The sequence below is a fragment of the Burkholderia sp. YHN3-13 genome (assembly GCF_055810675.1).
Genome location: NZ_JBVVNQ010000003.1, coordinates 285,136 through 297,894 on the forward strand (window position 1 = coordinate 285,136; position 12,759 = coordinate 297,894).

General features: G+C 71.0%; 10 protein-coding genes. 4 read left to right on the forward strand and 6 right to left on the reverse strand.

Annotated elements, in window-relative coordinates; translation table 11 throughout:
* Positions 1-41: 41 nt before the first annotated feature.
* A complete protein-coding gene (locus tag AC0KUR_RS09560; protein ID WP_473375773.1) occupies positions 42-2,930 on the reverse strand; it encodes an ATP-binding protein in 2,889 nt (962 codons plus the stop codon).
* 382 nt (positions 2,931-3,312) lie between these two features.
* Here AC0KUR_RS09560 and AC0KUR_RS09565 point away from each other — a divergent pair, with 382 nt between their 5' ends.
* Together AC0KUR_RS09565 and AC0KUR_RS09570 are read left to right on the forward strand one after the other, a co-directional pair.
* Positions 3,313-4,233 carry an AraC family transcriptional regulator gene (locus AC0KUR_RS09565; RefSeq protein ID WP_069245802.1) on the forward strand — a complete coding sequence of 307 codons (921 nt, stop codon included), beginning with the start codon at positions 3,313-3,315 and terminating at the stop codon, positions 4,231-4,233.
* A gap of 147 nt (positions 4,234-4,380) precedes the next feature.
* Positions 4,381-5,286 carry a LysR family transcriptional regulator gene (locus tag AC0KUR_RS09570; protein ID WP_473375774.1) on the forward strand — a complete coding sequence of 302 codons (906 nt, stop codon included), beginning with the start codon at positions 4,381-4,383 and terminating at the stop codon, positions 5,284-5,286.
* A gap of 23 nt (positions 5,287-5,309) precedes the next feature.
* Here AC0KUR_RS09570 and AC0KUR_RS09575 read toward each other — a convergent pair whose 3' ends face one another.
* The 5 genes from AC0KUR_RS09575 to AC0KUR_RS09595 all read right to left on the reverse strand — a co-directional run bounded on the left by AC0KUR_RS09575 (position 5,310) and on the right by AC0KUR_RS09595 (position 10,289).
* On the reverse strand, positions 5,310-6,767 hold the full coding sequence (locus AC0KUR_RS09575; RefSeq protein WP_124608315.1) for an alginate export family protein: 1,458 nt from the start codon (positions 6,765-6,767) through the stop codon (positions 5,310-5,312).
* Entirely contained in the window at positions 6,764-7,717 is a 954-nt protein-coding gene (locus AC0KUR_RS09580; protein ID WP_473375775.1) for a VOC family protein, read from the reverse strand. Before AC0KUR_RS09580 ends, AC0KUR_RS09575 begins: the two co-directional genes overlap by 4 nt.
* A gap of 65 nt (positions 7,718-7,782) precedes the next feature.
* Positions 7,783-8,514: a YoaK family protein gene (locus AC0KUR_RS09585; protein WP_069245800.1), complete on the reverse strand. Its 732-nt coding sequence runs from the start codon at positions 8,512-8,514 to the stop codon at positions 7,783-7,785.
* On the reverse strand, positions 8,496-8,732 hold the full coding sequence (locus AC0KUR_RS09590; protein ID WP_034191750.1) for a DUF1427 family protein: 237 nt from the start codon (positions 8,730-8,732) through the stop codon (positions 8,496-8,498). The genes AC0KUR_RS09585 and AC0KUR_RS09590 overlap by 19 nt, the downstream gene beginning before the upstream one ends.
* Positions 8,733-9,263: 531 nt before the next feature.
* Positions 9,264-10,289: an AraC family transcriptional regulator gene (locus AC0KUR_RS09595; RefSeq protein WP_473375776.1), complete on the reverse strand. Its 1,026-nt coding sequence runs from the start codon at positions 10,287-10,289 to the stop codon at positions 9,264-9,266.
* Positions 10,290-10,641: 352 nt separating this feature from the next.
* Here AC0KUR_RS09595 and AC0KUR_RS09600 point away from each other — a divergent pair, with 352 nt between their 5' ends.
* Together AC0KUR_RS09600 and AC0KUR_RS09605 are read left to right on the forward strand one after the other, a co-directional pair.
* Positions 10,642-11,889 carry a dienelactone hydrolase family protein gene (locus AC0KUR_RS09600; protein WP_059560822.1) on the forward strand — a complete coding sequence of 416 codons (1,248 nt, stop codon included), beginning with the start codon at positions 10,642-10,644 and terminating at the stop codon, positions 11,887-11,889.
* Between the two features lie 44 nt (positions 11,890-11,933).
* Complete coding sequence (locus AC0KUR_RS09605; protein ID WP_473375777.1) at positions 11,934-12,722, forward strand: SDR family oxidoreductase; 789 nt, start codon at positions 11,934-11,936, stop codon at positions 12,720-12,722.
* The last annotated feature ends 37 nt before the right edge of the window (positions 12,723-12,759 follow it).

Sequence of the window (12,759 nt, forward strand, 5' to 3'; positions counted from 1 at the left end):
GTGAGTGCGCGGCCTGTCCGCCCTGCCATTCTCGCGCATCGTCATGCCACCGGCTGCGCCGCGTCGACGGCATCGCGCCGCCCGCGCGCCCGGCTTGCCGCGGGCATCGCGTCCGGGCGGACGAAATTCTGCACGCGCAGCAAGCGGCGCACGTCGTTCGCGCGCGAATGCGGATCGAAGTGCCGCGTGAGGCCCGCGACCAGCGTCGATGCCTGCCCGGTACGTCCGCGCTCGATCAGGTGATCGGCGAGATCGAGCGTGCTGCGCAGCGCCCACATCGCGGCGCCCTGCGCGTTCGCGGTCTGGATGGCCAGCTGCAGATGACGATGGCCGTCCGCTTCGTATGCCGCCGCGAGACTCGCGGTGGCGGTGCGCGCCTGTTCGAGCGTCGCCACGCCCCTGACGCGCAGCAGTTCGGGCACGAACAGATGTTCGCCGTGCGCGCGGCAGCGCGCGAGCGTCGCGTCGAGCCGGGTGCGCGCCTCGGCCGCGCGGCCGGTGCGCGCGAGTCCTTCCGCATGCGCGGCGGTCAATGGCGCGAGCAGGCGCCGGAAGCCGCTTGCCTCGAGGCGCCGCAACGCGGGTTCGAGCCGCGCGAGCCCCGCGCCCGGATGGCCGGTCTGAATATCGAACTGTCCCGTCAGGCATTCCGCATGGGTACGCCAGATGTCGAACCCGTGCGTGTCGGATACCGATCGCAGCGTCGCGAGATAGTCGGTCGTCGCGTCGTGGTCGCCGTAGCGCATGGCGATCGGCACGGCAGCCGTGCCGAGCACGAAGCACAGCGCCAGGGCCGACGGGCCGCGGCGCGCGCCCTCCACCGCTTGCGCGGCCAGCCGCATCGCGTGCTCGGGGTCGCCCTGCAGCCACGCGAGCCGCGTGAGCATCGTGCCGCCGAACGTCGCCATGTCGACACCCAGCGCCGCCTGCGCGCACGGCGGCTCGCCCGCGCCGGCCAGTTCGGCCGTCGCGGCCTCGAGCCGCTCGCGCGCCTGCGCGTGCTCGCCGAAGTAATGCAGCGACGTCGCGACCATCGCGTTCGCCAGCAGGCACTGCGCGCGGTCGCCGCGCCGCTCGGCGGCCCGCTCGAAGCGCGTCGCGTAGCGCAGCGATTCGTGAATGTCGGACAGCGCCAGCATCGTGTGCCACAGCCCCATCAGCGCGCGCGCGTCGTACGCGTCGTCGCCGGCGCGCGCCGCGAGGTCGAGCGTCCGGTCCCACATCGCGGCGGCGGCGAGCGCGTCGCCGTCCGTGTGCAGCAGCGCGGACGCATACGCCGAGCGCAGCCGCATCTCGCCGCCCGCATCGGCCGTCCCGGCGTCGATGTCGCCGAGCATCCGTCGCGCCTGCACGGTACTTTCGCGCATCCGCGCCGGCTCGAGCAGCGCGCGCGCCAGCGCGTCCGGCCCGGCCACGTCCGGCGCGGTGCCCGCCGGCTCGCCGGCGGCCGGCGGACTCACCGCGACCGCCGCCGGCGACGCAGCCGGCACGTGGGCTTGCGCTTGCGTCCGCGCGCGTTCGTAGTGCGCGTGGCGTTCGGCGACGAGGTCGAACTCGCCCTCGTTGCGGAGTTTTTCGAGCGCATACGCGCGTGTCGATTCGGTCAGCCGGTAGCGCGCGGAAGCGCCGTGGAATTCGACCGTCACGAGCGATTTCGCGACCAGTTCGCCGAGCACGGCGATCATGTCGGCGGCCGACGAACCGGGCTCGGCCGCGACGGCGCGCGCCGCATCGAACGTGAACGGGCCGACGAAGCACCCCATGCGCCGAAACAGTGCGCGTGCCGCCGGCTCCAGCAGCACGTAGCTCCAGTCGAACGTCGCGCGCAGCGTCTGGTGACGCGGCAGCGCCGACCGCAGCCCGCCCGTCAGCAGGTTCAGGCGGTCGTCGAGGCGCGACGCGACGACCGCGAGGCCGAGCGTCGCCACCCGCGCGGCCGCCAGCTCGATCGCGAGCGGCAGCCCGTCGAGGCGCCGGCAGATGTCGGCGATCAGCCGCATGCCGGCGGCGTCGATCCGGCAATCGGGCGCGGCCGCGCGCACCCGTTCCAGAAACAGTTCGACCGCCGGGCTGCGGACGATCGCGTCGTCCGCCGCGCCGCTGTCCGGCACCGCGAGCGGGCTCACGCGCACCACGGCTTCGGCCGAAATATGCAGCGGCTCGCGGCTGGTCGCCAGCACGCGCAGCGAACCCGCGCCCGCGGTCAGCGTGTCGGCGAGATCCGCGACCACGTCGACGATATGTTCGGCGTTGTCGAGCACGAGCAGGCAGCGCGCATCGGCGAGCGCTTCGCCGATGCGCTCGACGGCGGGCGCCCGGTACGTGTCGACGCCGGGCGCGATCCCGAGCCCGGCGGCGAGCGCGGCGAGCACGTCGCCGCGCGTCGACGTGCGCGCCAGCTCGACGAACAGGACACGCTCGCGCGACCGGCTGCGGACGTCGTGCGCGACCCGCGCGGCGAGACTCGTCTTGCCGATGCCGCCGGCGCCGACGAGCGTGACGACCGCCGTCCCGTCGAGCATGTCGACGATCTGCGCGATGTCGGCCTCGCGCCCGATCAGGCGGGCCGGCAGGGACGCCGCGGCCGCCCCTGCGTCGGGTGCCGCCGCGGCGGGCGGCGGCTCGGCCGCCGGCGCGTGCGCCGCGCCCGCCACCAGCAGATAACCGCGGCCGGGGACCGTCTTGATCAGGTCGCGACTCGCGCCGAGCGCCTTGCGCAGCGTCGCCACATGCACCTGAAGGCGGTTCTCCTCCACGATCAGGCCCGGCCAGACCGCGTCCATGATGTCGTCTTTCGACACGACCGAACCGCCCGCGCGATGCAGGACCTCCAGAATGTCGAGCGCACGCGCGCCGATGCGCAGCGACGCGCCCTGGCTGCGTATGTCGCGCTGCTCGAAATCCACCGACAACGTTCCGATCTGGATCATGGCCGCCTCCGGGTACCTCGGGATGACAGCCCGGTGAACGCGGCAGCTCACCGGGCAGGAAGTCCGCGTCCGGCCCGCTGGGCGCGCCGGACGAAAAATGTCGAATTCGGGATCGAGTGTAGACACACGTGTCACGAAAATCTTGAAAGATAATGCGCTGTCCGGCGACTGCCGCCGGACCCCGTGCGGCCGGCCGCCGGCGACGCGCTATACTCCGCCGGGCCGCGTGTACGGGCGTTGCAACGGGGCGTGCAACGACCGCGTGCGGTCGCTTCGCCCCCGGGCGGCAGCGGACGTTTGTGCAAAATCATTTTTGAACGATCGCGCGCCCCTCTAAACTGGACCCGACATTTCGCGTGCCGAGTCCCTCCAGGAAAGCTTCATGCCAGAGCCCGCCCTCGCGCCGCCCGCCCCGTCGCCGGCGCCCATCCCGAAAGACACGCTCGGATGCGTGTCGAGCCTGCTGTCGAAGGATATCGAGCAGACCGTCGGCGGCCTGCGGCTGCATCGCAAGTGCATGCGCGACGCGTTCGTCGAGCACATCGACATGCCCGCGTGCGACCGCGGCTTCCTGGTCGGCGTCTCGCTGAACGGCGGGCACTCGCGCACCATTTACAGCCGCACGGGCGCCTCCGAGCGCCGGTTCCAGCCCCATTCGATCTACATCCGCGATTTCTCGCGGAATTTCCGGGCGGACCTGCACGGCCGGTTCGACTTCCTGCTGGTCGAGCTGCCGCACACGTATCTCGCCGGCCTCGGCCCCGAGCACGACGGCAGCGCGACCGGCGGCCTGCGCTGCCGCCCGGACGCGTGCGACCCGGTGCTCGGCCACCTCGCGCTCGCGGTGGCCGAGGGCCTCGACGCGACGGGGCCGTTGAACACGCTGTTCGTCGAGCAGGTCGGGCTCGCGATCGGCACCCACGTCGTGCGCCGCTACGGCAATCTGCGCGCACGCGACCTGCAGCGCACGGGGAACCTGTCGCCGGCGAAAGTCGCGCGCGCGCAGGAACTCCTGATGGAAAAGGCCGATCTCGGCGTGTCGATCGAGGAAGTGGCGGCCGAGTGCGAGCTGTCGCGCGGGTATTTCATCCGCGCGTTCTCGCGCACCACCGGCCGCACGCCGCACCAGTGGCTGCTCGAACAGCGCGTGATGCGCGCGCGGGACCTGATCGAAACGTCCGACATGACGCTCGCCGACATCGCGATGGCGTGCGGTTTCTCGGACCAAAGCCATCTCAGCCGCGTCTTCGTCAGAATCGTCGGCCATCCGCCCGGCGCCTGGCGGCGCGCACGGTCGCGCTGACGGGTGAAGCCGCGCTCGCGGCGCATCGCCTGAATCGTTCTGAAATCGTCCTGAAAGCCCGGCCCGCGCGCCGGCGGGCGCGCCGCCCGGCGCTAGAATGCGCACGGCATGCAACGCGACGTTGCATCCCGCATACGAGGCGATGACATGGACAAGCTCTCCGCGCTGCGCGCGTTCGTGGAAGTGGCGGAAGCCGGCGGCTTCTCGAGCGCCGGGCGGCGCCTGTCGCTCGCGGCGTCGTCTGTCGTGCGCGCCGTGGACGCGCTCGAGGCGTCGCTCGGCACCGTGCTGCTGAACCGCACGACGCGGCAGGTGACGCTGTCCGACGCGGGAGCCGTGTACTACGGGCGCGCCCGGCGCGTGCTCGAGGAACTCGCCGAGGCCGACGCGCTCGTCGCCGATCGCGGCGACACACCGTCCGGGCCGTTGCGCGTGTCGGTCCCGGTCGCCTACGGGCTGCGCTGCATTGCGCCGCACATCGCCGCGTTCGTCGCGGCCCACCCGAAACTCGACGTCGACCTGCAACTGACCGACGAGCGGGTCGACCTCGTCGCGAACCGGATCGACGTGGCGATCCGCCTCGGCGACGCGGCGCCGTCCGCGGACGTCGTCGCGCGGCCGCTCGGCACGTTCCGCCGCTACGTCGTCGCGAGCCGCGCCTACCTCGAGGCGCACGGCACGCCGTCGACGCCGGGCGAGCTCGTCGACCATGCGTGCCTGCGCTTTCACTTCGGCGTCGACCAGCAGACCTGGACGTTTGCCGACGCGCAGCGCACGACGCGGGTGATCGTCACCGGGCGGCTGAAATCGAATCACAGCGAGGTGCTGCGCGAGGCCGCGCTGGACGGCGCCGGCATCGCGCTGCTGCCCGACTGGCTGATCGGCGCGGATGTCGAGTCGGGCCGGCTGTGCCGGCTGTTCGATCGCCACGACGTCACGCCGGGCACGGCCCGCTCGGTCGTCACCGCGCTTTACCTGCCGAACCAGCGCGGCTCGAAACGCGTGGCCGCGTTCATCGATTTCGTCGCCGCGCTGGCGCGCGAACCGCGCTGACACGCGCGGCCGCACCCGGCGCGTCACCACCCGAACTTCGCCTCCATCCCGACGTAGTCGGCATTGCGGCCGCCGAGCGCACGGATCGAGCGACCGAGCTGGAAATGCACGGCTTCCACCGCCAGCGCGACGTTCGCGTTGACGAGCCAGTCCACGCGCGCCTGCGCGTACATGCCGGTCCACGCGTCACCGCGGCCGGCCGTGCCCGGCACCGCGGCCATGCCCTGCCCGTAGATCGCGTCGGCCGTCGTCGCGCGCCACTGGAAGCCGAGCGCCGTCAGCACCGTGACGCTGCTGGCCGGCTTGAACGTCAGCGAAGGCTTCACGTGAACCAGGTTGCTGTACCCGGTATAGCCGGCCAGCGTGAAGTAGTACCCGTTCGGAAACAGCGGGTTGAAGGTGCCCACGCGGCCGTCGCCGGGGTGCGTGTCGCCCGACGCGCCGTCGATCTGGATGCCGATGCGCGGCGTGCCGGCCGTCTTCGCGAACGTATAGCCGCCGAGCATGCCGAACGCCCACGCGCCGATCGTCGCCTGCCCGACGTGCCCGGTCTGCAGCATCGCCTCCGCGTCCCAGTCGAATCCGGCGGCCTTGCCCGCGTAGCGCATGTCGAACACGTCGCGCCGCTCGGTGCCGGACGCGCCGGGATAACGCGCGTTGTCGCGCGTATAGCGCGACCAGTACGCGGACAGATCGCCGGGCCCGGTGCCGTTGCGCTCGATGCGCACGCCGTCGAATCGCAGGTGCCGGTTCGACACGTCGTCGAACACCGCGTCGTCGCGGTATTGCACCGGGCGCGTCGCATAGCCGATCAGCCGCCATGGGCCGATTTCGTAATCGGCCCATACCGCATCGAACGCCTGGCGCACGTTCGGGCCGTCGCGCACCGACACGAAGCGCTGCAGGTCGAACGCCATCTCCTGCCGGCCGACCCGCGCCTTGAACGTGCCGGTGCCGAACTGGCCGACGTACGCGACGAACGCCTGCTCGATATCGAGCAGGTTGCGGTCGACCGTGCCGACCGTGTCCTTGCCGAACGGACGCGCATCCGCGAACTGCACGAATGCCTGCAGATGCTCGCGATAACGCAGGTCCGCATGCACCGTCGCACGCTCGATCACGTAGTGGTCGTCGTGCGCGGCGCCGAGGCCGAACAGCGGCGCGTTGTTCAGCTCGAAACGCTCGCGCAGGTTCGCGCCGAGCGACAGATAGGTCGACGGGTCGCCGCCGATCGGCAGGTACTTCAGCGCGTCGAACGGCTTGCGCGGCACGCACGGCGCGGCGAGCGCCGACCAGTCCTCCTGCCAGCGGTTGAACAGCACGGCCGGCCGCTTCGCGCCGCACGACGTGCCGGCGGCGTCCGTCGTCGCGGGCGCCTCCGCGCCGGACGCCGCGCCCGCGCACGTCGCGATGCCGCCGGCGAGCACGACGGACGGCAACGCGTTGCGCCACGATCGACCGATCGATCGCCGCACGCTCATTTCGACCGCGCGTGGATCTCGGCGACGTAGCCGCCCGGGAACTGCACGAGCGCCGCATCGCGGCCGTCCGACGCGAACGGCGGCACGAGCACGGTCACGCCCGCGGCCTCTGCCTGCTTCAGCGTCGCGGCGAGATCGGCCACTTCGTAGCCGGTCATCTCGCGGCCGAACGGGTAAGGCAAATGGCCGTCGGTGGCGAGCACCGTCATCTTGCCGAAGCCCGATTCGATGCGGATGCGCCGGTACGTGTCGTTCGGCCGGCCGATCTCGACGCCCGGCGCGCGGCGCACGTCGGACACGATCTTGCCGTGCGAGAACGCGACGAAGTCGCGCGCGAGCTTGCTCGCGCTTTGCGGCGACACGTACACGCGGTTTTCCGGCACCGTCTGCAGCGCGTCGTAGTGCGGCGGCTCGTTGTGCCAGTACAGCTGCATGTTCACGCCGCCCGGCCAGCGGACGATCGCGTCGCGGCCGATCGGATCGGGGAACGTGTCGACCACCACGTCCGCGCCGTGCGCGCGCGCCGACTTCATCGCGACGTCGAGATCGGCGACGAGATAACCGGTGCGCTCCGCGCAGAACGGATACGGGATCGGCGTCTTGAAGCCGAACACCGAGATCGTGCCGACCGGCGTGAGCACGAGCTGCGACATCGTCTGGCTCGGCGTGGGCGTGACCTGGAACACGCCCTGCTTCGACTTCTTGCCGCCGAAGGTCGCGACGAAGCTGTCGGTGAAGCGGTCGAAGTCCTCGGGTGCCACGCATACGTGCGTCGTGTCGTACTGCGGGCCGACCGAGACGTTCGGCGAGCGCGCGGCGGCGGTCTGGCGCGCCGTATCGTCCAGGTGCGTCTCGTCGGCGCGCGACGGCGCGGCGGCCAGCAGCGCGGCCAGCACGGCCGTCGACGCGGCCGTCATGCGCAGCACCTGGCGCAGGTTCAATGCATTCATCGGATTCTCCTTCGTTGAGGGTGGCGGGCACGGCGGCACGCCGCGCCCGGATGCAGCGTTCGGCGTCAGGCCGGTTGCCCGGCGCGGCGGCCGGAACGAAACGCGAGGAAGCCCAGCACCGCGAGCGGCAGCGCCAGCGCCCAGAACGCGGCGTACAGATAGGCGGTCGCGCCGGCGCCCGCCCCGAGCGCGAAACTCGCGACCGGCGGCAGCGTGCGGCGCAGCCGCGCACGCGCGGCTTCCCGTTCGGCGGGTGCGGCGATCGGCACGAGCCAGTCGAACGCGTCGATCACGGCCTGCGTGACGTTGCCGGTCATGACCGTGTTCGCGACGACCGCGCGTGCCGTCAGGCGCCCGTGCGCGTTCTGAACGCCCATCGCCGCGGCGCCGAGCAGGCCGCAGACGATCGTCGCCGGCGCATCGGCGTCGGCGATCGGCGACGCGATCACGCCGGCGAGCATGAATCCGCCCAGCAGCACCGCCTGCAGCGCATACAGCGAACACGCCCGCGTGCCGTGCCCGTATGCACGGATCCGGTGATCCAGCACGCGCGCCGCCACGATCCCCGCGATGAACGCCGGAAACGCGAGCAACTTGATCGCGAGCCCTTGCCCGACCCCGGCCAGGCCGGAGCCGATCAGGATGAAGTTGCCGGTGACGTGCGCGGTGAACAGGCCGAACAGCGCGACGAAGCCGAGCGTGTCGACGTAGCCGGCGATCGATGCGAGCAGTACGTCCTCGCTCCACGCGGCGCCGGGCGCGGCCGCGCCGCTCCCCGTTACTTGCCCCGGTTGCATGACGCGGGGTCCTGCGCGGGGTTGGCGGCGCTCGCGTCCTGCACCTGCGCGGCGGGCGGGCGCATCTGCGCCTGCACGAACGGGATCGCGTGCTCGCCGACGACGATGCCGAGCAGCCCCGCCAGCGCGATCAGCGGCGGCGCGGGCGACTGCACGCGCACGAGGTAGTACAGCAGGCCGACGGCGATGCCGGCCCCCATCGAGATCAGATAAGGCATGGTCCGTTCCGGTTGCGCCGCGCGGCCCGGCGCGGCCGAATGGCGCCCGGCCCGTGCGGCGGTTCGGAAGCAAGACTAGGGAACGGGGATCTGAAAGTCATGGCGGCGAACTGAATTGTTCTGAACGCGCCGCACGGGACTGCTTTCGAACCACGGATCATGCGCGCATCGCTCGCCGACCATGGCGTCGATATTCGTCAGGGGGAAAGAGGAACGAATGATGAGAACGCCGGGCTGCTTGCGGAACGGAAGCACCCGCGCCCGCGATGCCGGCGGCCTCCGCGGCGGCCGTCGACGAGTCGCATGGCGATCTGCCTGCCGGCGGTTGCCGGATGCCGCGCAACGCGCGGCCCGTCGCGGCGAAGCCCCGGCTCGACCCAAGTCAGGCCGGTGTCGGGCAGGCGCCCGCCGCGCCGACATTCCTGCGGCACGAAACGGCGTGCCGGCATCCCCTGCATCGACGCGCTGAAGAAAGGCACGGTGACGGAACGCGAATCGACGCAACGGCGGGCGCGCGTCCCGCCGTTTTCGTCACCCCCGCACGCGCCGCATCCTGAGCGTCGCCGACGGCGATTCGCCGAACGCCCGCTTGTACTCGATCGCGAACCGCCCGAGATGCGCAAAACCCCATTTCAGCGCGATGTCCGTCACCGACGCGAGCCCCGGCGTCTCGTCGGCCAGCAGTTCCTCGCGCACATGCTGCAGCCGCAACTGCCGCACGAAGCCCATCGGCGTGATCCCGTGGCGATTCCGGAACCCGGCGAACAGCGTGCTCGGGCTGACGCCGGCGAGTTCGGCAAGCCGCTCGATCGTCAGCGGCTCGTCGAGATGCGCGCGGATGTATTCCTCGACGCGCCGCACGTAGAACGGCGCGAGCACCACCGGCACGTGCCGCGTGCCGGCGCGCGCGCTGTTCGGGTGGCCGTGCAGCAGCAGGTTGAGCAGCGTCGATTCGAGCTGCTCGAACGCGAGCGGATGACGCAGCGGATGCGCGTCGGTCGAGATCGCGCCGGCGAGGATCGGCAGCAACTGCGCGAGGCACGTCCCCTGCGACGACGACAGGCTGAACACCGGCTCGAATTCGACCGGCGCACGCCGGTCGTCGCCGAAATGCCGCTGCGCATGACGCTCCATCACTTCGCGCTCGATGCGCAGGATCACCTGCGGACAGGCATCGCCCCACCGCATCTTCAGCGGCAGCGTCGGCGAGATCAGCGACGCGATGCCGGGCGCCGACACGAAGCGCGTCGAACCGCATTCGATCTCGGCGTCGCCGCGCAGCGGGATCTGCAACAGGAAGAAGTGTTCGAGCGGCCCGGGCTCGATGCTGACGCCGCCGCCATAATCGAGCAGGTTCAGCGACAGGTTGCCCCAGCGCGCGTGATGCATGCAGCTGTGCAGCGCACGCGATTCGCCGGTCGGCGTGAGCCGGTGCGGCTTGAACACGTCGGCGACGCGTGCGCGCACCTCGTCGACGTCGTTCGACTGCAGCATCAGGTTGTCGTGATTGAAACAGGCGGCGTCGGCCAGCCAGCCGGTTTCGGAAAATTGCGCCATCGAAGTTCTCCCGTCATGCTCGATCGCACTCGCGCCGTGCATCCGTTCCCCGGATCGGGGAATCCGCCGCACGATCCGGACAGCGCCCGGAGTATCCGGACAGTCCGGCCGTCAAGACACGCAAGTCCCGCGCAAACGACGCAAGAAGCGGACCGTCCGCGCATCGTAGAAAACTGTGCGGGGATTCCGCATCCGCACATACCCGCAGTCAGCCGCGCGCCTGCCCACGCGCGGCGGCCGGTGCAACAGGTTTCCGGAATTCGCGGATACCGGCCGAAGAAAGCGGATAGAAGCGCCCGTTTCGTCCGCCAATACTGGGCCCGTCACCGAGATGAACCGAATGGAGGGACACATGAAAGGACGTCACATCGAGATTCCGTCGCCGGACGGCGGCGCGTTTCGCGCGTACCTGAGCACGCCGGCCGGCGGCGCGGGGCCGGGCATCGTGCTGTGCCACGAGATCTTCGGCGCGAACGCGACGATGCGCGAAACCGCCGACTACTACGCGGAGGAAGGCTATACGGTGCTCGTGCCCGACCTGTTCTGGCGCCAGGCGCCGGGGCTCGAGCTCGGTTACGCGGCGGCCGATGTCGAGCGTGCGATGGCGCTGTATCGCGAATACGACGAGGACAAGGGCGTCGAGGACGTCGGCGTCGCGCTGGACGCGCTCCGGCAACGGCCGGAATGCACGGGCGAGGCCGGCGTGCTCGGCTACTGCCTCGGCGGCAAGCTCGCGTACCTCGCCGCGTGCCGGCTGCCGGGCGTGGCCGCGGCGGTCAGCTACTACGGCGTCGGCATCGAGCACGCGCTGGACGAGGCCGCGGCGCTGCGCGGGCGGCTCGTGCTGCAGATCGCGGGGCAGGATCGCTTCTGTCCGCCCGACGCGCAGCAGCGCATCGCCGACGCGCTGTCCGCGCGCGACGGCGTCGAGGTCTACGTGTATCCGGGTGTCGATCACGCGTTCGCCCGCCCCGGCGGCGATCATTTCGACAAGGCCGCCGCGATCATGGCCCACCAGCGCGCGATCGCCGCGTTCCGCGCCGCGCTCGGCCCGCACTACGACCTGTCCACCCTGTGGGAAACCCATCTGAAGCACGAATTCGACACGCGCAACGTCGACGCGACGATGGCCACGATGGTCGCCGAGCCGTACGTCAACCATATCCCGACGCTGACGGGCGGCGTCGGCCACGACGAGCTGAAGCGCTTCTACACCCACCATTTCGTGCATGCGAATCCGCCCGACACGACGATCACGCCGATCTCGCGCACGATCGGCGCGAGCCAGATCGTCGACGAGCTGCTGTTCTGCTTCACGCACACGACCGAGATCGACTGGATGCTGCCGGGCGTCGCGCCGACCGGCAGGCGCGTCGAGATCCCGCTCGTCGCGATCGTCAAGTTCCGCGGCGACAAGCTGTATCACGAACACATCTACTGGGACCAGGCGAGCGTGCTCGTACAGGTCGGCCTGCTCGAACCGGCCGGACTGCCGGTGGCCGGCGTCGAAACGGCCCGCAAGCTGCTCGACGAAACCGTGCCGTCGAACGGCCTGATGCGCCGCTGGCAGGACAGCGAACCGTCGGCGGGTGCGCGCTGACGCGGCCCGTCCCCCACTCACTCAACGATTCCGGGAGACACCCCATGACCGCCCTTGCAGGCAAAGTCGCAATCGTCACCGGCGGCGCCACGCTGATTGGCGCCGCGGTCGCGCAGGACCTGATCCGCGCCGGCGCGCACGTCGCGATCCTCGATCTCGATGCGCAGAACGGCGCGCGCGTGGCCGATTCGCTCGGCGAGCAGGTGCTGTTCGTCGCGCTCGACATCACCGACGACCGCGCGATCGCGCATGCGGTATCGGCCATCGTCGAACGGTTCGGCGCGATCGACGTGCTCGTCAACCTCGCATGCAGCTACGTCGACAACGGCATCCAGGCGACCCGCAACGACTGGCTGGCCGCGATGGACGTCAACGTCGTGTCGGCCGCGATGCTGGCGAAGGCCGTCCATCCGCACATGGCCCGGCGCGGCGGCGGCGCGATCGTGAACTTCAGCTCGATCTCGGCGCAGTGCGCGCAGACGGGCCGCTGGCTGTATCCGACCTCCAAGGCGGCGATCCGCCAGCTCACGCGCAGCATGGCAATGGATCTCGCGCCCGACCGCATTCGCGTCAACTCGGTGTCGCCGGGGTGGACGTGGTCGCGCGTGATGGACGATATGACGCACGGCGACCGCGCGAAGACCGACCGCGTCGCCGCGCCGTTCCACCTGCTCGGCCGCGTCGGCGATCCGTCCGAGGTCGCGCAGGTCGTCACGTTCCTGTGCAGCGACGCGGCGAGCTTCGTCACCGGCGCCGACTACGCGGTGGACGGCGGCTACGCCGCGATGGGCCCCGAACAGGCGGTGCCGGCCATTCCACGCCTGGCGGAGTGACCGCGCGTCGCCACCGCTTCCCGCAACCTTCCGGCCG

Coding starts and splice junctions, on each gene's coding strand:
- AC0KUR_RS09600 (WP_059560822.1), top strand. CDS start 10,642: ATGAAAGGACGTCACATCGAGATTCCGTCGCCGGACGGCGGCGCGTTT.
- AC0KUR_RS09565 (WP_069245802.1), top strand. CDS start 3,313: ATGCCAGAGCCCGCCCTCGCGCCGCCCGCCCCGTCGCCGGCGCCCATC.
- AC0KUR_RS09590 (WP_034191750.1), bottom strand. CDS start 8,732: ATGCCTTATCTGATCTCGATGGGGGCCGGCATCGCCGTCGGCCTGCTG.
- AC0KUR_RS09570 (WP_473375774.1), top strand. CDS start 4,381: ATGGACAAGCTCTCCGCGCTGCGCGCGTTCGTGGAAGTGGCGGAAGCC.
- AC0KUR_RS09605 (WP_473375777.1), top strand. CDS start 11,934: ATGACCGCCCTTGCAGGCAAAGTCGCAATCGTCACCGGCGGCGCCACG.
- AC0KUR_RS09560 (WP_473375773.1), bottom strand. CDS start 2,930: ATGATCCAGATCGGAACGTTGTCGGTGGATTTCGAGCAGCGCGACATA.
- AC0KUR_RS09595 (WP_473375776.1), bottom strand. CDS start 10,289: ATGGCGCAATTTTCCGAAACCGGCTGGCTGGCCGACGCCGCCTGTTTC.
- AC0KUR_RS09575 (WP_124608315.1), bottom strand. CDS start 6,767: ATGAGCGTGCGGCGATCGATCGGTCGATCGTGGCGCAACGCGTTGCCG.
- AC0KUR_RS09580 (WP_473375775.1), bottom strand. CDS start 7,717: ATGAATGCATTGAACCTGCGCCAGGTGCTGCGCATGACGGCCGCGTCG.
- AC0KUR_RS09585 (WP_069245800.1), bottom strand. CDS start 8,514: ATGCAACCGGGGCAAGTAACGGGGAGCGGCGCGGCCGCGCCCGGCGCC.